The organism is Candidatus Nitrosotalea sinensis, assembly GCF_900143675.1.
Taxonomy (GTDB): domain Archaea; phylum Thermoproteota; class Nitrososphaeria; order Nitrososphaerales; family Nitrosopumilaceae; genus Nitrosotalea; species Nitrosotalea sinensis.
The window spans coordinates 309,615-329,744 of record NZ_FRFC01000003.1; the positions used below are offsets into that span (position 1 = coordinate 309,615).

The 20,130-nt window shown below is 37.9% G+C and carries 22 protein-coding genes and 2 tRNA genes; 17 read left to right on the plus strand and 7 right to left on the minus strand.

What is annotated here, in order from left to right; all coding sequences use genetic code 11:
* Positions 1-57 precede the first annotated feature (57 nt).
* Positions 58-525 (minus strand): redoxin domain-containing protein, encoded by a 468-nt coding sequence (locus NSIN_RS03310; RefSeq protein WP_101009377.1) that lies wholly within the window; start codon positions 523-525, stop codon positions 58-60.
* Between the two features lie 185 nt (positions 526-710).
* Here NSIN_RS03310 and NSIN_RS03315 point away from each other — a divergent pair, with 185 nt between their 5' ends.
* From NSIN_RS03315 to NSIN_RS03365, 11 genes are read left to right on the plus strand one after another with little or no spacing between them, the layout of a single operon-like run.
* The gene (locus NSIN_RS03315; protein WP_177346284.1) at positions 711-1,085 is read left to right on the plus strand and encodes an NADH-quinone oxidoreductase subunit A; all 375 of its coding nucleotides are present in this window, start codon (positions 711-713) and stop codon (positions 1,083-1,085) included.
* Positions 1,086-1,128: 43 nt separating this feature from the next.
* Positions 1,129-1,656 (plus strand): NADH-quinone oxidoreductase subunit B, encoded by a 528-nt coding sequence (locus tag NSIN_RS03320; protein WP_101009378.1) that lies wholly within the window; start codon positions 1,129-1,131, stop codon positions 1,654-1,656.
* Positions 1,657-1,658: 2 nt separating this feature from the next.
* Positions 1,659-2,312: an NADH-quinone oxidoreductase subunit C gene (locus tag NSIN_RS03325; protein WP_101009379.1), complete on the plus strand. Its 654-nt coding sequence runs from the start codon at positions 1,659-1,661 to the stop codon at positions 2,310-2,312.
* Position 2,313: 1 nt separating this feature from the next.
* Complete coding sequence (locus tag NSIN_RS03330; protein ID WP_101009380.1) at positions 2,314-3,447, plus strand: NADH-quinone oxidoreductase subunit D; 1,134 nt, start codon at positions 2,314-2,316, stop codon at positions 3,445-3,447.
* Positions 3,447-4,748 carry an NADH-quinone oxidoreductase subunit NuoH gene (gene nuoH / locus NSIN_RS03335; RefSeq protein ID WP_101009381.1) on the plus strand — a complete coding sequence of 434 codons (1,302 nt, stop codon included), beginning with the start codon at positions 3,447-3,449 and terminating at the stop codon, positions 4,746-4,748. The genes NSIN_RS03330 and nuoH overlap by 1 nt, the downstream gene beginning before the upstream one ends.
* The gene (locus NSIN_RS03340; RefSeq protein WP_101009382.1) at positions 4,745-5,242 is read left to right on the plus strand and encodes an NADH-quinone oxidoreductase subunit I; all 498 of its coding nucleotides are present in this window, start codon (positions 4,745-4,747) and stop codon (positions 5,240-5,242) included. Before nuoH ends, NSIN_RS03340 begins: the two co-directional genes overlap by 4 nt.
* Positions 5,235-5,747: an NADH-quinone oxidoreductase subunit J family protein gene (locus NSIN_RS03345; protein WP_101009383.1), complete on the plus strand. Its 513-nt coding sequence runs from the start codon at positions 5,235-5,237 to the stop codon at positions 5,745-5,747. The genes NSIN_RS03340 and NSIN_RS03345 overlap by 8 nt, the downstream gene beginning before the upstream one ends.
* Positions 5,728-6,033 carry an NADH-quinone oxidoreductase subunit NuoK gene (gene nuoK, locus NSIN_RS03350; RefSeq protein ID WP_101009384.1) on the plus strand — a complete coding sequence of 102 codons (306 nt, stop codon included), beginning with the start codon at positions 5,728-5,730 and terminating at the stop codon, positions 6,031-6,033. Before NSIN_RS03345 ends, nuoK begins: the two co-directional genes overlap by 20 nt.
* A complete protein-coding gene (locus NSIN_RS03355) occupies positions 6,033-7,589 on the plus strand; it encodes a complex I subunit 4 family protein (protein ID WP_101009385.1) in 1,557 nt (518 codons plus the stop codon). Before nuoK ends, NSIN_RS03355 begins: the two co-directional genes overlap by 1 nt.
* 2 nt (positions 7,590-7,591) lie before the next feature.
* Positions 7,592-9,676 carry an NADH-quinone oxidoreductase subunit 5 family protein gene (locus NSIN_RS03360; protein WP_101009386.1) on the plus strand — a complete coding sequence of 695 codons (2,085 nt, stop codon included), beginning with the start codon at positions 7,592-7,594 and terminating at the stop codon, positions 9,674-9,676.
* Between the two features lie 10 nt (positions 9,677-9,686).
* Positions 9,687-11,174 carry an NADH-quinone oxidoreductase subunit N gene (locus tag NSIN_RS03365; RefSeq protein ID WP_101009387.1) on the plus strand — a complete coding sequence of 496 codons (1,488 nt, stop codon included), beginning with the start codon at positions 9,687-9,689 and terminating at the stop codon, positions 11,172-11,174.
* On the opposite strand, the gene NSIN_RS03370 is transcribed toward NSIN_RS03365, so the two are convergent.
* The gene (locus NSIN_RS03370) at positions 11,164-12,015 is read right to left on the minus strand and encodes a polyprenyl synthetase family protein (protein ID WP_101009388.1); all 852 of its coding nucleotides are present in this window, start codon (positions 12,013-12,015) and stop codon (positions 11,164-11,166) included. The two genes, NSIN_RS03365 and NSIN_RS03370, sit on opposite strands and share 11 nt — an antisense overlap.
* Before the next feature lie 52 nt (positions 12,016-12,067).
* A tRNA-Glu gene (locus NSIN_RS03375) sits at positions 12,068-12,162 on the minus strand.
* Positions 12,163-12,247: 85 nt separating this feature from the next.
* Between NSIN_RS03375 and NSIN_RS03380 the strand changes: the two genes are divergently transcribed.
* From NSIN_RS03380 to NSIN_RS03390, 3 genes are all read left to right on the plus strand, one after another.
* The gene (locus tag NSIN_RS03380) at positions 12,248-12,886 is read left to right on the plus strand and encodes a TenA family transcriptional regulator (protein ID WP_101009389.1); all 639 of its coding nucleotides are present in this window, start codon (positions 12,248-12,250) and stop codon (positions 12,884-12,886) included.
* Positions 12,887-12,929: 43 nt separating this feature from the next.
* A tRNA-Ile gene (locus NSIN_RS03385) sits at positions 12,930-13,003 on the plus strand.
* 257 nt (positions 13,004-13,260) lie between these two features.
* Positions 13,261-13,824 (plus strand): TATA-box-binding protein, encoded by a 564-nt coding sequence (locus tag NSIN_RS03390; RefSeq protein WP_101009390.1) that lies wholly within the window; start codon positions 13,261-13,263, stop codon positions 13,822-13,824.
* Between the two features lie 19 nt (positions 13,825-13,843).
* On the opposite strand, the gene pyrE is transcribed toward NSIN_RS03390, so the two are convergent.
* Positions 13,844-14,452 (minus strand): orotate phosphoribosyltransferase, encoded by a 609-nt coding sequence (gene pyrE, locus NSIN_RS03395; RefSeq protein WP_101009391.1) that lies wholly within the window; start codon positions 14,450-14,452, stop codon positions 13,844-13,846.
* 49 nt (positions 14,453-14,501) lie between these two features.
* Here pyrE and NSIN_RS03400 point away from each other — a divergent pair, with 49 nt between their 5' ends.
* Complete coding sequence (locus NSIN_RS03400) at positions 14,502-15,590, plus strand: transcriptional regulator (protein ID WP_101009392.1); 1,089 nt, start codon at positions 14,502-14,504, stop codon at positions 15,588-15,590.
* Here the strand turns inward: NSIN_RS03400 and NSIN_RS03405 are convergent.
* Positions 15,579-16,628 carry a site-2 protease family protein gene (locus tag NSIN_RS03405; protein ID WP_245871890.1) on the minus strand — a complete coding sequence of 350 codons (1,050 nt, stop codon included), beginning with the start codon at positions 16,626-16,628 and terminating at the stop codon, positions 15,579-15,581. The genes NSIN_RS03400 and NSIN_RS03405 overlap by 12 nt on opposite strands.
* 114 nt (positions 16,629-16,742) lie before the next feature.
* On the opposite strand from NSIN_RS03405, the gene rimI reads away from it, so the two are divergent.
* Positions 16,743-17,243 (plus strand): ribosomal protein S18-alanine N-acetyltransferase, encoded by a 501-nt coding sequence (gene rimI, locus NSIN_RS03410; RefSeq protein ID WP_101009394.1) that lies wholly within the window; start codon positions 16,743-16,745, stop codon positions 17,241-17,243.
* Positions 17,244-17,279: 36 nt separating this feature from the next.
* A complete protein-coding gene (locus tag NSIN_RS03415; RefSeq protein ID WP_101009395.1) occupies positions 17,280-17,501 on the plus strand; it encodes a transcriptional regulator in 222 nt (73 codons plus the stop codon).
* Position 17,502: 1 nt separating this feature from the next.
* Here the strand turns inward: NSIN_RS03415 and NSIN_RS03420 are convergent, their stop codons facing one another.
* Positions 17,503-18,330, minus strand: coding sequence for a class I SAM-dependent methyltransferase (locus NSIN_RS03420; RefSeq protein ID WP_101010020.1), 828 nt, complete (start codon positions 18,328-18,330; stop codon positions 17,503-17,505).
* Positions 18,331-18,335: 5 nt separating this feature from the next.
* Complete coding sequence (locus tag NSIN_RS03425; protein ID WP_101009396.1) at positions 18,336-20,120, minus strand: ribosome biogenesis/translation initiation ATPase RLI; 1,785 nt, start codon at positions 20,118-20,120, stop codon at positions 18,336-18,338.
* Between the last annotated feature and the right edge of the window lie 10 nt (positions 20,121-20,130).

A 20,130-nucleotide genomic window follows, 5' to 3' on the forward strand; every position in this document is an offset into this window, starting at 1 on the left:
TTTTAGTTATAAAATATTTGATATGTAATATATTTGTAAAATAAATTGAAAGAGATGTTATTTCTTCTTTAGAAAGTCCATGATCTCTTGATAGTTTGGCTCTAACAACGGATTGTCTGAAACCCATTTATAGACAACAGTTCCTGCCTCATCTACAATAAATACAGATCTCTTTGCTGCATCATACCCTTTTACATGCAACAAGTCTGGCATTAGAACATCATAGTCTCTTATGGTTTTACTCTTGTAGTCTCCAAGTACTGGAAAGTTGAGGTGTTGAGCTTCTGCAAATGCTTTGTTTGCAAATGGTCCATCATTACTAATTCCAATTACATGTGCTCCAAGTTTTGATATTTCATTCCACTCGTCTCTAAAGGTGCACATTTCCTTTGTACATACAGGAGAACTTGCTGCCACGAAGAATGACAAGACAACTTTTTTTCCTTTAAACTCATCCAAGCTTCGCATTTTTAATTCTGTATCTACTAAGGTAAAAGGTGGTGCCTTCTGTCCTACATTTACCATATTGATACTCTCCTGCTGTCATATATCAATCATTTTAGAAATCATGTAGTCAATTTGAGGATATTTGAACAATTGAATATATTATTTAATTTTGATAAAATTCTTGAAAATTTTGTTTACAATGAAAATTATGATCGTAGAATGTGCATAGATTTTTATACTCTCCGACTGGCTTGTTAGCTACTTTGGTAGGAGAAGCTGCTGGTAGTTTCAGTCCAATTTTATTATTATTCACTTTTGCAATAGTGGCAACAGGACCAACTCTAATCCTATCTAGAATGATCGCTCCAAGACGTACTCCTAACCCTGTCAAGTTCCTGCCTATGGAGTCTGGTCAGGTTCCAAAGGGCGAAGGACGTACCCACTTTATGATGCAATATTACTCATTTGTGCTCATGTTTGTAGTCTTTGATGTAGCAGCGATCTTTTTGTATGCCTGGGGCAGCAGTATACTAAATCTTCCAAAGTCCGCAACTCTTCCAATAATTGGATTTCTTGCTATAATCTTTGCAGCCTTTGCCTTTGCATTATATCAAGCTGGGAGGAAAGACATTTGGTAACTTTTAAATCGAATATAACAAAGATTCGGGATGGGAAGCAATAATGTTAAAAGAATTAGTTAGTCCGGAAAATTCTCCTCATGCTACAAACGTTCTGGTAGGAAAACTTGGTGATATTCTAGTTAGAGCAGTAGGAAAACCATTTGATTATGCAATAAACTGGGGTAGGATCTACTCTCTGTGGCCTGTCCATCTTGAGACTGCTTGTTGCAGTGTAGAATTTGGTGCTGCATCCAGTCCTAGATATGATGTTGAAAGATTTGGTATCATCGAAGCATTTGGTTCTCTTCGACAATGTGATCTAATTGTAGTGATGGGAACAATTACCAGAAAAATGGCTCCTAGATTGAGAATGGTGTATGATCAGATGCCTGATCCAAAATATGTGATTGCAATGGGTGCCTGTGCTATAACTGGAGGATTATACTTTGACTCATATAACGTGCTTCCAGGAATTGATGGGGTTCTTCCTGTTGATGTCTATGTTCCGGGATGTCCTCCAAGACCTGAAACTTTGATTCAAGGATGCATGTTACTTCAAGAAAAAATTAAACGGACAAAGGCCAAATAGCAATGAGCTCTGGAATTGACAAGGACGTAGAGGCTAAGGATACTGGCGAGGAGAAAACTACGGGCAATAAGCCAGAGTCCATGTCAAAAGATGAAGCAAAAAAATTCTATGAAGAAAAGGGACTTGATTTATCTCCTGATGTACCTGTCAAACCAAAACCAATTCCAGAATTTGAAAAATCTTTGGCAGACAAAATTTCTTCAAAGTTTGGAGACAAGGTGCGTGTTGATTATGTACGGTCTGATCGAATTAGGGTTACATCTAAAAGAGAAGATATTATATCAGTTGCCAAGTTTATCCGGGATGAATTAAAATATGATCATGCAGAATCTGTATCCGGCGTTGATTATCCTGATTCAAAAGAAATTGAGGTAATCTATCACTTGGGATCTTATACTGATGAAAAGCTTGGACGACAAATATTTGCTCTTGCAACTCGAGTTCCAAGAGAAGATGTTCCAAATCCAGGATCTGATATGTCTAGAACTCCTTCATTGCGTGACATATTCTATAGTGTAGAATTTCATGAAAGAGAGTGTTTTGAAATGTTTGGTGTATACTTTGAAGGACATCCTGATATGCGACGATTGCTTTTACCAGAAGATTGGGCAGATATACCTCCATTTAGAAAGGACTTCAAGATAAAGGGAAGATAAAATGACTACACAACTACCACCCGGAATGCATATTGAAACTGTGGATGAGAAGATAATGACGCTCAACGTAGGTCCACAACACCCAGGTTCTGGACATATGCGATTGATAATCAAAGTAGACGGTGACTATATTGTTTCATGTGATCCTGATCCTGGTTATGTACACCGAGGGGAAGAGAAAATGGCTGAGTATAGAAATTACATACAAAATATTCCTCATCTTGAAAGACCTGTAATACATGATTCTTCTAATATTTTGTATCCGTATTGTCTCTCAGTAGAAGAGTTGTTGGGAATTGAAGTACCGGAACGAGCAAAGTACATCAGAGTGATTGCAGCAGAACTTAATCGTTGTATTTACATCTTGTACTGGTTAGCTATCTACGGTATATTCATGGGTCACTCGACAATGTTCATGTGGCCAGCTGGTGACAGAGAACTTTTCATTGATCTCTTGGAAGCAATGTCTGGTGCTAGAGTCACACATGCATATCTTGTTCCTGGTGGAGTCAGAAATGACTTACCATCAAATTTTGAGGAGAGATGCTTACGTCAAGTTGAGTACTTTGAAAAGAGGCTCAAAGAATATGAGGCTGTATTCTATCAAAATCCGTTACTGAAAGCAAGAACAGAGGGAAGTGGAATCCTATCCAAGACTGATGCTATACGACTTGGTACAACTGGTTCAGTACTAAGAGCATCTGGTGTTGACTTTGATGTAAGGAAAAAGGAACCATATGATGTCTATGAAAATCTTGACTTTCAATCTATAGTGATGAAAGAAGGTGATTCTTATGCAAGATCTCGTGTACCTTATCTTGAAATGTTTGAGAGCTGCAGAATCATAAAAGATGCATTAAGAAAGATGCCAAAATCTGGTTCTGTCCGCACTAAATTAAAACCAAATCCAAAAGGAGGAAATGATGAAGTTTATCGCAGAATAGAATCTGGCAGAGGAGCAGTTGGATATTACATTGTATCTAACAACAGACCGGAGCCTTATAGAGTGAAGATCAGTGTTGGTTCATTTAGAAATTTGATTTGTATGCCTTATTTGTTAAAAGGAGAAAAACTTGGAAACATGCCGGCAGTTTATTGGGGTCTTAATTATTGGCCTGTGGAGGCAGATAGATAATGTCTACTATAGCACCTCAGTTTAGACTTAGTAGATTCATAGCTTCTTTATTTGATCTAATCTTCTGGGTACTTCTTATCTTCAGTCTTGTTGGATTACCAATAGTCTTCATTGTTCTATTCTACATCAAACTTCCTGTAATTAATGGTCAATTTATGACGCCATATTTGGCAATGACCTGGATGGCAGACCCATCACGTACACTTCCAATTGTAAAAAGTTTCATGCATACAACCATTTTTAGGGTGATGGCATTTCCAGGATTTGGATTTGCTGCTCTCCTTGCAGCTGCTACCATATTTGTTGAAAGAAAGTTCCTTGCAAAAATACAGCTTAGAGTAGGACCACTGTATTGTGGAAAAATAGAAGGAATACTACAACTGATGGGAGACGGTTTCAAATTAATGAGTAAGGAAATTATCATTCCTGCAAAGGCTGACAAACCAATCTTCTGGGTTGGTCCATTATTATTTGTAGGAACGGCAGGCGCATTTGTTTCTCTTATTCCAGTTGCACCAGGTTGGGTTGTTGCAAATCCAAGTGTTGGTTTGTTAGCAGTATTTGCCGTAATTGGTTTCTTCCCAATAATTGCAGTACTTACTGCATGGGCAGCAAATAGCAAGTGGACCTTCATTGGAGGTCTTAGAGCACTCCATCAAATGGTTGCATTTGAAATTCCATTGATATTGTCTCTGTTGGGGGTGGTAATACTCTCTGGCAGTCTCAACCTCTCACACATTGTAGAATCTCAAGAACACTTTTGGTGGATCACATTCCTTCCAATTGGTGCTATAGTATTTTTCATTACAATACTGGCAGAACTTGAAAGAGTTCCATTTGATCTTCCCGAAGCAGAAAGTGAAATCGTAGCTGGATGGTTGACAGAGTTCTCTGGAATGATGTATGGATTGATTCAACTTGGAACCTATCTGAAATTATACGCATTTGCAGGATTGTTCACAGTTCTATTCCTTGGTGGTTGGAATGGTCCAATGGTCTGGCCTCCGTTCCCGCAAGATATCATTACTCAAGGAATAACAATTGGTCCAGTAACTGCGAAGTTCCCAGGATTGCCACTCTTTGATCAAGATATGCTTAACGGAACGTTGTGGTTTGTGATAAAAACTGTAGGAGTTATACTTTTGATATTGTTACCTCGTGGAGTCTTCCCCAGAGTCAGAATTGATATGATATTGCATACTGGTTGGTACAAATTAATTGGTCTTGCATTCGTTAACATCTTTATAGCTCTCGGATTGCTATACGCAGGTGTCTTGGGACCTGGGGGATTATTACATTGAGTAACATAGGTGGAATAATACGTGCCCTGAATTCGGGTGTGAAACATCTTGCAATAAAACGATTCACTCTGCGTTATCCTGAACAGAAATTAAAATTTGTAGGTGATGGTTTTCAATTCAATCCTGAAATTGGTGTAGGAATAGCTGGACTACGCGGACGACACATACTATATCACGAACACTGTACTGGTTGTCAGCTTTGTTCTGTAGCATGTGAGGGAATTGCAGAGGCCATAAGTATGGTCAAGGTTAACGAAACTTGGAAACACAACAAGAAAGCAATAATGCCACAGATAGATTATGGTAAATGTGTCTTCTGTGGTTTATGTGTAGATGCATGTCCGTTCTATGCATTATACATGACCAACGACTATGAGCTTTCTTCCTTTACAAAATCTGCTCTTATCTACACCCCGGCACAACTTGCTATAAAACCAAAGATTTCACAGGATGTTGAAATAAAGATAGATGACAGGGGTGCTACACATGGTTGATTCTGTATTTTTAGCTCTTTCTGTTCTAACAATTGGTTCCGCAATTGTAGCACTTGAAATTAGATCATTGATTTATGGTTCAATAGCATTGATGCTTACTCTGTCTGGCGTTGCAGGGTTCTTCTTATTGCTTGATGCTCCATTTGTAGCAATGTTTCAACTCTCGGTATATGTTGGCTCTATTGCAGTTCTCATATTGTTTACAGTCATGTTGGTAAGACGAGATTTGATCTTCAACAAAGTTGAGGATAAACGTAGAAGATATGCCGGTATTGGGCTAATGATAGTACTCATGTTAGGTATTGGAACAATAATAATTGGTTCTGGGCTGAAAACAATGGATACACACTCATCAGCAGTAGATTACAAAAAGATTGGAGAAGATTTTCTAACATATTATTCACCTGCATTAATAGTGATGGCATTAATTCTAGCATCATCGATTATTGGTGCAATGACACTGGCAAGAAGGGAGGATGTAATAAATGACCAACGGGCTGATTGATTTTATTCTAGTTTCAGTGGCATTACTTGCCATTGGAATCTATGGAATTGCTGTAAAGAGAAATGCAATTCGTATGTTATTTGGAATTGAAATGGTTGTTAATTCTGCTAATCTAAACTTGGTGGCATTTTCACGATACATACCAAACAGTCAAGGCCAAACATTTGCTCTCTTTTCCATTGCCATAGCTGCTGCAGAAGTTGCAGTTGGACTAGCACTGGTAATAGTAGCGTATAGAATGTACAGAAACATTGACATTGCAGACTTTAGGAGCTTGAAAGGATAATGCAATTCGTACTATTACAAGCTATATTCTTACCATTGCTGCTTTCACCAGTAGCATATTTCCTCGGACGTAAGATTGGTGCAACAGCTGCGGCATTGTTTAGCTTTGGATTGTTGTTATATTGCACAGTTCTGGTAATCACTCCCGCATTATCTGGAACATCATATGAGGAACACTATCAATGGACTCAGTTATTTGGTGAATTTGGTTTATTACTTGATGGTCTTGCATCCCCATTTGCAATCATCATCTATGTTGTATCTACATTGGTTGCTCTCTTCTCAAAACCATACATGGTTTCAAGAATCACTAAAGTGTTTGAAGAAAAAATGAAAGAAAAACAATTGATTGGAGGAGGAACTGAAATAATTGAATCTACAGCTACTAAAGATCATGTCAACCACCAAATTGGTGCATACTATGCACTCTTCCTTGTCATGGCAATGGGAATGCTTGGTACTGTCCTTGCAACCAATCTGATAGAATTTTATGTCTTCTTTGAGGTTATGCTTATTCCTGCATTTTTCATGTTAGCATTTTGGGGTTATGAGTCAAGAAGAAGAGTTGCATTATTGTTCTTCTTCTGGACTCATGTAGGTGCAGTAATTCTCTTACTTGGTTTTCTTTCAATTGGTCTAAGTGTTGGTAGCTTTAACTATGCTGATATCAAAACGCATGGAATTCCGCCACATGTTCTAGGACTGGCAGCAGTTGCAATAATAGTTGGTCTCACAGTAAAGATGGCCTCATTTGTAGTTCACATGTGGCTACCACATGTCTACAAGGCATCGCCTACACCACTTAATGCATTATCGTCTGGAGCAATGCTTGGAGTCGGTGCATATGGTTTCTTTAGACTGATAATAATGCTGATGCCAGGTCAGTATGAACACTTTGCTCTTGCATTGAATATCTGGGGCTTGGCCACAATGATCTATGGTGGAGTCATGGCACTAGTCCAGGATGATATTAGGAAATTGTTTGCATATTCTAGTATTAGTCAAATGGGTTACATCTTGTTTGGGATTGGCTCTGCTTCTGCACTTGGACTTTCTGGCTCCGAAATGTTGTTTGTCTCTCACAGCTTGGGTAAAGTAATTTTGTTTATGATGGCCGGTGCAATAATCTTGCAAGTAGGAACTCGAAGTATAACACAGATGGGAGGACTTGCAGGAAAAATGCCAATAACTGCAGTATGCTCTATGATTGGAGCTCTAACATTGATGGGCGTTCCACCAACAAGTGGATTCATGTCCGAATGGACCATGTTCTATGGTGCATTACAAACTGCCATCCAACAGGGTTCTATGATTAGAATGATTACATTTGGTCTGGGTCTTGTTGCAACAGTAATTACTATGGCATACATCTTGTGGATGATAAAACGAGTCTTCTTTGGAAAACTTCCAGAACATTTGGAAAATACAAGAGAAGCCAATTGGTATGTAACAGGCCCAATGATGGTTCTTGCAGGATTTAGTGTTGTTATTGGAATATATCCTGACATCTTCTTTAACCAAATAATTCCTTTCATGAGGGGACTTGTAGGAGTTTAGACATGGCTATCTTACCTTTTGATTTTAGTTCTGGATTTGGAGACTTGAGTGTATGGGCAATCTGGATATTGCCATTTGTAGCCGCATTGATAATACCTGCTTTTGGCCGAGTATCGAAAAGATCAACAGGCTGGGTCGCAGTAGCATTTGCTCTTGCAAGCGCAATATCTGCAGTGACTCTACTTCCAGCTGCACTTGGTAATCATGAAATTCATAACCAAATACCGTGGATTTCATCTATTGGACTCAAAGCTGGTGTCCTTGCTGATCCACTTGCAGTAATAATGAGTAACATTGTGGCATGGATTTCATTTTTGATATTTGTGTACAGTACTGGCTACATGAAAGGCGACAAGGATCTTACCAGATTCTTCTTCTGGATGGCCTTTTTCCTAGGCTCTATGCAGCTTATTGTTTTATCAGACAACTTTTTGCAACTCTTCTTTGGTTGGGAAGGAGTAGGTCTTGCATCTTATGCACTAGTAGGATTCTGGTATAGGGACAAGAAGAAGGATCATGTGGGAGTAGAGGGACGACATGTGCTCGGACTGGTAGATTATTACTCTCCAACTCATTCTGGAATGAAGGCATTCATCATGACAAAAGTAGGTGATATCATGATGCTTGCAGGAATGTTCCTTATCTTTGCATTTGCTGGAACTTTTGGATTTAGAGAACTTACCGCAAATACAAGCTGGGCTACTGCCATGTCTGCACAACACTTGCTCATTCCTGCCGCAGTGTTGTTGTTTGGTGGTGCTATAGGTAAGTCAGCACAATTCCCACTCAATGAATGGTTGCTTGAAGCAATGACTGGACCTACTGCTGTATCCGCACTCATTCACGCTGCAACCATGGTAAAAGCTGGTGTATTCTTGGTGGCACGTCTTGCTCCACTCTTCTTTGCACTTGCTGCAATTGGAATAAACATGGATCAATTCTTTGAAGTAATAGCCTGGGTTGGAGCCATAACTGCACTCTTGCTTGCTACTCAAGGAATGGTACATCCTGAAATAAAGAAAGTTCTTGCATATTCTACTGGATCACAGATAGGCTATATGATGATGGCTCTTGGTGTAGCAGGTCTGTCTAAACAATTTGTTGATGGTTATACTGCTGGATTCTTCCACTTGATTTCACATGCTATGTTCAAAGCTTCTTTGTTCATGGCAGCTGGTTCTCTGTTACACATTGTAGGTTCTAGATTCATGACTGATATGGGTGGTCTTAGAAAGTACATGAAAAAGACATATGTATTCATGTGGGCAGCAGGACTTGGATTGATGGGAGCCCCGTTCATATCTACTGGATTTTGGAGTAAGGATGCAATCTTTGGTGCCGTGTATCAGTCTGGTAGCACTTGGGCAATTCCATTGTTTGCAATAGCAGTTATTACTGCTGTAATTACCGCATTCTATACAACTAGAATGATAGGTTTGGTATTCTTTGGTAACAAGAGTAAACATGTAGAAGAATTAGAAAAAGAAGGGCATCACATACACGAAGCTGGCCCATCAATGTGGATTCCATATGGAATACTTGCTGTACTCACAATTGGAATTGGTGTTATGGGTCTTGCATTTGAACACCAAATTCATGATCTATTTGTCAACTACTTGAGCTCTACATTTGGAATCAAATCAAGTATGGATATAGTTGCTACTGAATCTCAACCATTACTTGGAGGATTCTTGGAAGGTGTTAATCCAATAGCTTTGATGGCTTCGCTTGCTGCATTTGCAATTGGATTTGGACTAGGATACATATTCTACATTGGAAGATTTGTCGATCCTGTTAAATTTGTAAATTCAAATATTTTCTTTTATGCAATTCATAAATTCTTCCTAAATAGATGGTATCTTAACGCAATAATCTATTGGGCATTTGTGGTAGCTCCACTATATGCTGCTCGTGGTCTTTACAAATACTTTGAAAATATCGTGTTGGAGGGATTCAACGTGGTTCCTGAGAGGACTATGGCAGGTGGAGCAAGAATAATGCAAGCAACACAGACCGGAGTCTCACAATCTTATCTATACATATTTGGAGTAGGTATACTAATCGTAGTATTCCTGTTGTTAATTTAGGAGATAGAAAATGATAGACTTTACATCAACACCAATCATGTTAACTCTGATACTGGGAACAATAGGAATGTTAATTCCTGTCATAAATGTGGCAAGAAAAGAAAAAGGTTCTTCAGTTTATGGAATCATAACACTTGGTGCACTGCTTACATCAATAGGCTTTGTCATATATCAGATAATTACAAAACAAATAACCCAGTCTGCAATATTTTCATCTAATGTACTTGTAGATGACAAGTTTGGTTCATTCTTTGCAATAGCAATGCTAATTGTTGGAATAATGACGACAGTTGGTTCGTTTAACTATATGCGCAATAGGGCAAATCCTGCTGTATACTATTCTCTGATCTTGCTTTCCTCTATTGGAATGGTACTGATTGCATATTCTACTGATCTAGTCATGTTGTTTGTATCTTGGGAACTCATGAGTATTCCTACATACGTGCTTGCTGGATATCTAAAGAAAGATCCATCATCAAACGAGGCTGCTATCAAGTACTTTTTGTTTGGAGCCTTATCATCTGGAATCATAATTTATGGAATATCTATCGCGTATGGTCTAACAGGTTCTACCAACATCGAACAGGTGATTGCAGGATTTTCACATCTATCGCCTGACATGATGCCTCTTGCCATTCTTGCAGTGGGAATGTTCATTGCAGGATTTGGATTCAAGATTGGTCTTGTTCCATTCCATATGTGGTTACCCGACGCATACGAAGGTTCTCCACCTACAATCGCAGCATTGCTTGCAGCTGGTACAAAGAAAGCTGGCTTTGCAGCAGCACTGCGAGTAGTAATTATGGGCGCAATAGCTTTGAACCTCCACTGGGCATTTGCACTTGCCGTAATTGCTATAGTTACAATGACTGTAGGAAACTTGGCAGCAATAAGACAAAGAAATCTTACCCGAATGCTTGCATATTCAAGTATAGGTCAGGCCGGATACATCCTAATTGGTCTTAGTGTTGCACCAATATCTCCAATTGGAATACAAGCGTCGCTATTTCACATATTGAATCATTCTGTAATGAAAGCTGCTGCCTTTATTGCAGTTGCAGGCATAGTTACAACTCTTGGAGTTACCCATATTGAAAAGATAAAAGGTCTTGGCAAAAAAATGCCCATTACCGCATTTGGTCTTACTATATCATTACTTGCTCTAGCAGGTGTTCCACCACTTAATGGATTTTGGAGTAAATTGATGCTATTTGGTTCTGCAATAGATGCAGGGCACACTGTATCTTGGGCTCCGTATCTTGCAATAGCTGGAGTACTAAACAGTGCTCTTTCACTGGCTTATTATGGTTGGATAATACGAAAGATGTACTTTGAAGATGATGGAGAACAAAAGAGAGTCAAGGAACCAAAGTCTGTAATTACAGTGATGATATTCTCAATAATATTCATAGTTGGAATAGGTGTCTACCCAGACCCAATAATCCAATTTGCAAAATCTGCAGTTCCAATAATGAGTGGATTGCCAGCTATACACTAAGCATAGTAAGATCTAAAAGACTCTCTAATCTTGTTCTTGCAGGACCTTCATTTATCTTTCTTAGAGTTGTCTTTGCTTTCTTTGAATATGTGTTAAGCATTATCTCCATCTTGTCAAATACAACTCTTGGATCTGAACTCTTTTTGATTAATATGTTAAACAGCTTGTCTTCATTATTCCAATCTTGTAAATCATCTCGTATTTGATATGCAATTCCCATATTCTTACCATATTCTGCAAGAGCTAAAATTTGCTCTTCTGTGCCACCTCCTAAGATTGCCCCTATCTTTGCAGCTGCCTCAAATGCTGTGGCAGTCTTGTATTCCATCACCTTGACATAATCATCAAATGTTACATCTTCACTTGTTTCTAGTCTTGTCTCAAGCATTTCGCCTTCACTCATCATCATAGCCGTGATTGCAAGCTCTCGTCCTATTCTTGCATTGTCAAGTCTGGATGAAATGTTCAAAATTAAACCAAGAACAAAATCGCCAGTAATTATGCTTGTATTGTATCCATATTTTATGTGGAAAGGATCTTTTCTTCTTCGTAATATTTCGTTGTCTATTATGTCATCATGTATAACAGATTCTGTGTGCAATAATTCAACCGCACATGATGCAGAATAGGCATTTTGATCACATTTTCCTATGCTCTCTGCAGATAAGATTAGAATCAGTGGCCTAATTCTTTTCCCGCCTTCAAGGGCGTATTGTAGAGGCTCAAAAAACTCAGATGCTGAATACAACTCTAATTCTTGTTTTATTGCAAGATCAACCTTGCCTATGTAATTTTCAAAGTCTTTTATGAGCGGATTTATCTCAAAATTCTTTCTATCCAATCATCTGCACTAGCTATCGTAAGACCTAGTTAGGATATTAATGCTTTTGAAGTGGTGCTCCAGCCGGGATTTTCATCATGTAAGAATTTGAACCCGGGTCGTAGGATTGAAAGTCCCACATGCTTGACCGGTCTACACCACTGGAGCCCAACTTGCATCCTATTTTATATCCATAAAATCCTTTTGAAGCCATTTCAAAAGATTTTTTTATTGCTAGAATTTGATAATTCGCATGAATTCCCTTATTCAGAGAATTGACAAGATAATTGAAGAACAAAGTCTGTTAAAGCACAAATTCTATGTTATGTGGAATGAGGGTAAATTATCAATTGATTCACTTAACGGTTATTCAAGAGAATACTTGCAGCTAGTAAAATCGGTACCTTTGTTTGTAGACAAGATTATGACAAATAGCCCGGGTGAGCTCAAAGACGCAATTGCATTAAACAGGGATGAAGAATCAGAACATATTGCACCATGGATGAATTTTGCACAATCTTTAGGTGTACACCAAAATGACCTAAGTACATATGAAGGACTTGACTTGACAAAACAAGCAGTTTCTAATCTTTCTTCACTGATGAATTCTTTTGAGGGCGGTGCTGCAGCAATGTATGCTCTAGAACAAGAAATACCAAAAATCAGTCTCACAAAAATTGATGGACTGAGAAAATTCTATGGAATATCAGATGATAGGGCAATAGAATATTTCAGATTGCATGCAGAAGCTGACATTAGACATGCTGCTCTGTGGAGACAAGTCTTGGAAAAAACTCCTGCATCAAGAGAGGATGAATTGGTTCAAATTGCAATAAAATCAATGGCTGCTCAAAATATGCTACTTGACAGCTGCTACAATGCTTACTGTTAACTCTATACTATTTTATAGCGCGTGTCAATTTTGCTCTTTCGTAGGGCCCATAACTCAGCTTGGTAGAGTAACCGGCTCATAACCGGTGAGCCAAGGGATCGAAGCCCTTTGGGCCCACTAATTCATTTTCTCTATTTGATATTTTTCTATACTTGTTTTCTAATCTGATTATTTTTTGAATTTTTTGTTTTGATATGTCAATTTTAAAATAAGCAGTAACTTATTTTCATTTGGCCGCAATGAAGAATCAGAGTTATAACTGACCTGATGATGTAAAGGCATTTGTCTGAGCTGCCTACACTAGTGATGATCAAATCATTGATTTTATCCCAAATGTTATAGAGTATATATAAAGCGCGTATTTAAACACCGAAATGCCCCAAACAAAACCTATTGTAAGTATAGAAAACGTTGTGGCATCTGCTTCAATTGATCAAAGACTTGATCTTAATATAATCACTCAGACATTTCCTGATGTTGAATATCATCCTGATCAATTTCCAGGTCTAGTTTTCAGAATAAAATCTCCAAAAACTGCTACATTAATTTTCAGTTCTGGGAAAATGGTTTGCACTGGAGCAAAATCAGAGGAACAATCCATAAAGGCAGTACGAAGTGTTGTACAAATTTTGCGAAAGGGAGGAGTTAAAATAAAAAAAGATGCAGTGATTGTAATTCAAAACATTGTCGCATCTGCAAATCTTGGTGGCAAGATACATCTTGAACAAGCAGCACGTAATCTTCCAAGAAGCATGTATGAGCCAGAACAATTTCCTGGATTAATACATAGGATGCTTGACCCTAAAACGGTCATATTGCTATTTGCATCTGGAAAACTTGTATGTACTGGAGCAAAAAAAGAATCTGATGTGTATCGCTCAGTACATAATCTACATACTCTTTTGGAAGAAAAAAGACTGATGATTTATGAAAGTTAATTGCAAAAATTAATTTAAATCAGGACTTTGACATTTGACTGTTGATTCTGTCAATGGTTTGACTATCAATCATCTCTTCACTATGTAAAATGTTTGCAAGTGCAAGAATATCTGTAATTTCATATAATTTCACACCTTCTTGTTCTAGGTTTTTACGTGCATCTTCAAGTCTGTTGACTATGACAAATGCATGCTCTATCTTCATTTTGGCTTCTTTTAGTGCCTTGACTGCGTGAAGTAGAGAATGACCTGTTGTTCCTACGTCATCTACCAGGACAACTCTTGATCCTTCTGGTATCTTTCCCTCTATTAGGCTGGATGTACCATAATCCTTTGGTTTTTGTCTTATGTAGATAAGGGGTTTTACAGCTTCAATAGATAGAGCAGACGCTATCACAAGTCCTGATGTTGGAACTGATGCTATATAGTCAAAACTATCAAGACCTATCTTATCTGATATCAAACTCTGGAGTGATTTTATCATCTTTCTGAACTGATGTGGAAAACTTGGTACTAGTCTGAGATCTATGTAGTATGCACTGTCTTTTCCACTTGAAAGCCTAAAGTTTCCAAACTTGATTGCACCGCTTTTTTGCAGGAATATTGCAAACTCTTTGACAAAATCCACAGCAAAATTTACCGAACTAGATTTATTTTAACTGTCCCTTCGGTATGGTATGCCAGAAATTTGGTTAAGTTATGGGCCTACAGATGTTGTGCTTGATGTAAAAGCAGAGAATTTAGAAAAACAAATTGTCCCTGGTGGTGCACCTTTATCTGATTCTGGAATTGTCTCAAAACTAGAATCTCTTGACATGTCAAAACCCACAGAATTTGTGATACTAGAACATTCAAAGAACATTCAAAAAATAATCTCATCTTTGGTTGAAATATGCGTAAAAAAATCGCTACCAAAACCGAAGTTCCTGGTAGACAAACCAAATCTGAATTCTATAAAAAACATCTTTGCTGATCCTGAAATATCTATATCTGAATTTGATTCTGCACAATTTTCTAATGCTAATCTTGTTTTTATCAATGAAATGGAATTTGATGGTTTATTTGGATATGATACAGTATCTACCAAACTATTACGTAGATTTGGAAGAGACAACATGCTTGAAGCATATGAAAAAAGAGAGGGAAATCTTCCTATGCCTGGTTATGATGTATCAACAATGCAGGTTGCAAAAAAATTCACAGATGGGTTTGAAATATCATCTATAGAGATTGTAGCAAATCAAACAGGGATTGTTGATATTGCAGCAGGTCATCCATCATCAACTTTCTTACTGGCAAAATCCTTATCCTCTGTTGCAACTCAAGAATCAGAAAAACACAAGGTAGCAATAATCAGTACTGGAAAGGAAACAAGTAACGAAACATTGAGCAGATCTCTTTCATCACTATGGAATTGTTATAATGCAATTAAAGATGAAGGATTAGCAATACTTCTTGCAGAATGCAAGGGAGGGCTAGGTTCTGAAGCCATACAGCAGTATGTGGAAGGTAGAATGAATCTGGACAGGCTAAAGAGCCCTTCCAAATATGTAGATAGAATGGAAGATCTTCTATTTCTAACTGAGGTACGCAAGAAATTTGGAATAGGTATAGTATCTATTCTTCCATATTTGTATACGAAAGAAAAATTAGGAATGATTCCATTTAGTGGTGCAAAAGAAACTCTGGATTATGTTCTTAAAACATATGGGGAACGACAAAAGATTGCAATAATTTCTGATGGCTCCCGCATTCTATTGAGGTAAAATAGAAAATGGCAGGGGGGCGCAAAGAAATGCAAGTATCATGACTATGATGAACATTTTCTTTCTTTTCTTCGATAGTGGTGATATATCATCAAGTGGTCTTACGTCCATACTTCTCATACTAAAAATCAAGACAAATAATGCCATGATGTAATATCCTGTTGCAGCAAGTATTCCTATACTTACATATGTCAAAATTCTGTGCCACTTTATACCAAATGTTGCTCTTGCAATGTGTCCTCCATCAAGCTGCCACGCAGGTAAAAGATTAAGAAATGTTATGAGAAATCCAAACCATGCAGCAAGCAAGACAGGAGACATTACAAGTTCTTGATGTGGTACATGTTTTCCCACAAGTGCAATAGTGGCATCCATTATCACACTTGAATGAAGATCCACAAGACCTAACTTTTCTGCAAGTTCCTGAGCCTGTGAAGTTGGTATCAGTGGGGATACAGATGCACCATATGTGGATACTATTATTGCTATTATGAGGCCTGCTATTGGGCCGGAAATACCTACATCAAAAAGTATGTTTCTATTTACAATTAGTCCTCTGGACATAATTAGTGCACCAAAAGTTGGAACAAATCCAAGTACTGGAATTCCTGGAATAAAATATGGCCAACTGATTCTAAGTTTGTGAATTTTTGATGCAATCATGTGTCCAAGTTCGTGTATTCCTAGTATTCCAATAAGTGACGCTGTATACAAAACGGCTACGTAAAACGGATCATCGCCTTTCACTATTGAATTCATACCTACTGCTCGATAGTAGCCATCGATCATGACTGTCACTATTGTTGCTGCAAACAGTGCCCTTGGAATCCATGACCTACGTGACTTGGGAGGTTCAAATCGTGAAATAAGTAAGAACATTCTTCCTGAATCTGATTCTAGCCTAACCAGAATGTTTTTTGTTTCCAACTTTTGAACTAATTGGCGAAATTGCTCAGTTACGTTATCTCCAGAAATCTCAACTTGTAATACTACTGGGCTTTGATTGAATCCTATTACTCTAAAATGAGAGGAAACCACTGATAGAATTTCGTCAAGAGATGATATGCCTGACTATGACCTACTGCTGGCTTTAATTATTTCTCTCTTATTTTGCTTAAAGTTAAATAATTAATTATTCAAGTATCCATAACAATGCAAGTAGCATTAAGAGAAATTGGAAATTGCGTAATTCGTCGATGTGACTTGTCTGATCTTATCCCTGCAATGGAGATAAACCTCAAAACATTGCCTGAACATTATTCTGATTATTTCTATGAAAGCCTACTTGCTGAATTACCTGAAGCCTTCTTAGTGGCTGAAATTGACAAGAAACTTGTTGGATATATTATGTGCAAAATTGAATATGGCTTTTCAAACTTCAAAAAACTTGGATTTGTAAAAAAGGGTCATGTCGTATCCATTGCAGTGCTTCCTGAACATAGAAAGAAAGGAATTGGAGAAGGTCTGGTCCAGGAAGCAATTGCAGGAGTAAAGTTGAAAAAATCTGATGAGCTGTATCTTGAAGTCAGATGTAGTAACAATGAGGCTGTGCGATTGTATGAAAAGATTGGATTTGTTACAAAACAGAGACTAAAGGCGTACTATCGTGATGGTGAAGACGCATATCTAATGGCAATAGAGTTTGCTTACTAGATTAAAATAAATAAGTCACAAAAAGACTCTAGCCTTATGACAAGACAACGCACTATTGGAATGATGATATTTGTCTTGGCAATAGTGGGGTTCTTTCTCTATGCCTATCTGTTAATGCTCTCTGAATGGAGTCCTATTGTTCTTCAGCTCTCTGTACTCATGGCAGTGGGAGGTATTCTTGGGGTTATATCATGGATTGGATATAACATGGCAACATCAAGACCGTCTCCATCTTCTCTTGTAACTGATGACAAGTAAATTATTTTGATATGGCAGCATCTACTACTGCCTGATAAAATCTAGGTCCTACAGGCCTTACTATCTTTGCACCTAAAATTTCTGATTTGACTTTGACCACTCCAAGAAAATGTTGCGGTGCTAAAAATGCTACTTGGTCTTTTTTTTCTGCATGAATGTGACAATAGTAATGAATTATTGCATTTTTTTTGGCAGACATTATTGCATGATCCAAAAATTCATCTGATCTTTCTGGCAGTAACATCAAAACTCTGTCACCAGTGTCTTGTAGTCTGTCTTCAACTACTTTGGCTGCATCTCCTTCTATGGATTCAACAGTACCTTTTAGTTTGTTTAATGATATGTTTTCAGAGCACAATCTTGCTGCATCTGGATTGATATCTATGTTGTAGACATGACATTTTTTCTTCTTTGCAGCTACCAAGGAAAACATACCAACACCACCAAACATGTTGATTACTGTTTCTCCATCCTTGATAAGATCTGCAATCCTTTGGCGTTCTGTTGCAAGTCGAGGTGAAAAAAATGTTTTTTCCACGTCAACCTTGAATCTGCATCCATGTTCCTTGTATTCTGTTATTGTATTATCCTCTCCTGCAAGTAATTCTAGCCTTCTAATTCTATAATCACCTTCTACCGGGGATGATTGGTAATAGACCGACTTAGCTGTCTTTACCTTGTCTAATAGAACCTCACCGATGGTTTTTCTCTTGGATAATAGAGAATCTGGAACTCTTAGTATTATGATATTTCCTATCTGATCAAAGGCACCGTACATCTCTGCTGCCTCTACCTCGGTGAGTATCCCAGCCATTGCTTGTTTTAGCATCTTTGTCAATTTCTATAGTAAAACTTTCCAGATTGTTTTTGCTCTCTGTCTAATCTGCTCTCAAGCTTGTTTACCCTTGGTCTCATGCTTGTCTCATCTCTTCTGTATGTCATATCAAGAGATCTAAGAAATTCATTCATTCCCTCTACCTTGGATTTGGGGGTTGTTGCATGTCCTTCTCTTCCTGGTGTTCCGTGGAATATTACAATAGAATCAGAGATTAAATCCATGAGTTGAATGTCATGATCAATTATAATTGCAGATTTACCATATGATCTTACAAATCTCTGTATTAGTTTTGCAACGGCAATTCTGTCTTCCACATCTAAAAACGCAGAAGGTTCATCAAGTGCATAGACGTCTACTTTTTGGAGAAGACATGCTCCTATTGCTACTTTCTGTAACTCTCCTCCAGATAAATTCTTGACTGACTTGTTGTATAGTTTTTTTATCCTCATGGGATTGATTATGACTTCTTCTTCTGGTGTCTCCTGTATTGCACCTCCGTATGCTTTTTCAAGAAGAGCAATAACCTCAATATCAAAATCGTTTGTGAGATATTGTGGCTTGTATGCAATCTTTACTTTGGTTTCTATGCTGCCAATGTCTGGTTTTTCAACACCTGCTATCATCTTCATCAGTGTTGTTTTTCCTAATGCATTTGCTCCAACTATGCCTAAAACTTCGCTTTTCTTAACTCTGCCTGCCTCTACTGATAAAGAAAAGTTTGAAAATTTCTTTTCCAAGTTTGGATAGTTTATGATGTTCTCAATTGTGACAAATTCATCGGTGGATGTAGATGCATCAAATTTGAATGCGGCATCTCTGAATCTTACATTCTCATTAGGTAGATATCCATCAAGAAATACGTTGATTCCAACCTTTGTAGAGAGCATGTTTGCAACTATTCCGTATGCTGCAGGTTCTCCATATAGAATCTCTATAAAATCACTAAGATAATCAAGCAGAGTCAAATCATGTTCTACAACCATGACACTCTTTCCTATCTTTGCAAGATCTTGAATTACTCGTGCTACTCCTATTCTCTGGAATACATCGTTATATGACGATGGTTCATCAAAGAAATAGAAATCTGCCTCTCTTGATGCTGCCACTGCTACTGCAATTCTTTGAAGCTCACCTCCACTAAGATCTGTGAGTTTATTTTCAAGGGAGTTTTGAAGTCCAAGTTGCTGTACGAGTTCTTTTATTTTTCCACGTTCGTCATATTTTTCTAATAGTTCTTTTGCATTACCGTCAAACACCTTTGCCAAGTTGTATACTTGTTGTGGCTTTATGGACGCCTTTAATTGATTATTTGATATTTTTTCAAAATGCTGTTTTAACTCTGTCCCCTGAAAATGCTTTAAAATTTGACTCCATTCTGGGGGTGATGAATAATTTCCTAAATTTGGTTTGAGATTTCCTGACAATATGCCTACAACTGTACTTTTTCCTATACCGTTTCTTCCCAACAAGCCCATGACTTGACCTTTCTTCAAACTTGGAATTCTGTAAAGCCTAAATGCATTCTGTCCATATTGATGAATCTTGTCTGATTTTAGCTCTTCAGCAAGATTGACTATTGTGATTGCATCAAATGGACAAACCTTTACACAAATTCCACATCCGTTGCAAATGTTCTCGTCAATCTGAGCCTTGGCGGTCTCTTCATTTAATACAATACAGTCTGATCCCATCTTGTTTACTGGGCAATACTTGATACACTCAAGGCCACATTTTTTGGTCTGGCAGTTTTCTTTATCCAGTACTGCAACTCGATGAGTCATGCCTGATACC

What these genes read in the sequence shown, in the direction of transcription:
- NSIN_RS03425 (WP_101009396.1), bottom strand. Translation starts at nt 20,120, where the DNA reads ATGACTCATCGAGTTGCAGTACTGGATAAAGAAAACTGCCAGACCAAA.
- NSIN_RS03360 (WP_101009386.1), top strand. Translation starts at nt 7,592, where the DNA reads ATGGCTATCTTACCTTTTGATTTTAGTTCTGGATTTGGAGACTTGAGT.
- NSIN_RS03365 (WP_101009387.1), top strand. Translation starts at nt 9,687, where the DNA reads ATGATAGACTTTACATCAACACCAATCATGTTAACTCTGATACTGGGA.
- NSIN_RS03330 (WP_101009380.1), top strand. Translation starts at nt 2,314, where the DNA reads ATGACTACACAACTACCACCCGGAATGCATATTGAAACTGTGGATGAG.
- NSIN_RS03415 (WP_101009395.1), top strand. Translation starts at nt 17,280, where the DNA reads ATGACAAGACAACGCACTATTGGAATGATGATATTTGTCTTGGCAATA.
- NSIN_RS03355 (WP_101009385.1), top strand. Translation starts at nt 6,033, where the DNA reads ATGCAATTCGTACTATTACAAGCTATATTCTTACCATTGCTGCTTTCA.
- NSIN_RS03420 (WP_101010020.1), bottom strand. Translation starts at nt 18,330, where the DNA reads ATGCTAAAACAAGCAATGGCTGGGATACTCACCGAGGTAGAGGCAGCA.
- rimI (WP_101009394.1), top strand. Translation starts at nt 16,743, where the DNA reads ATGCAAGTAGCATTAAGAGAAATTGGAAATTGCGTAATTCGTCGATGT.
- NSIN_RS03310 (WP_101009377.1), bottom strand. Translation starts at nt 525, where the DNA reads ATGGTAAATGTAGGACAGAAGGCACCACCTTTTACCTTAGTAGATACA.
- nuoK (WP_101009384.1), top strand. Translation starts at nt 5,728, where the DNA reads ATGACCAACGGGCTGATTGATTTTATTCTAGTTTCAGTGGCATTACTT.
- NSIN_RS03390 (WP_101009390.1), top strand. Translation starts at nt 13,261, where the DNA reads ATGCCCCAAACAAAACCTATTGTAAGTATAGAAAACGTTGTGGCATCT.
- NSIN_RS03400 (WP_101009392.1), top strand. Translation starts at nt 14,502, where the DNA reads ATGCCAGAAATTTGGTTAAGTTATGGGCCTACAGATGTTGTGCTTGAT.
- NSIN_RS03380 (WP_101009389.1), top strand. Translation starts at nt 12,248, where the DNA reads ATGAATTCCCTTATTCAGAGAATTGACAAGATAATTGAAGAACAAAGT.
- nuoH (WP_101009381.1), top strand. Translation starts at nt 3,447, where the DNA reads ATGTCTACTATAGCACCTCAGTTTAGACTTAGTAGATTCATAGCTTCT.
- NSIN_RS03325 (WP_101009379.1), top strand. Translation starts at nt 1,659, where the DNA reads ATGAGCTCTGGAATTGACAAGGACGTAGAGGCTAAGGATACTGGCGAG.
- NSIN_RS03320 (WP_101009378.1), top strand. Translation starts at nt 1,129, where the DNA reads ATGTTAAAAGAATTAGTTAGTCCGGAAAATTCTCCTCATGCTACAAAC.
- NSIN_RS03345 (WP_101009383.1), top strand. Translation starts at nt 5,235, where the DNA reads ATGGTTGATTCTGTATTTTTAGCTCTTTCTGTTCTAACAATTGGTTCC.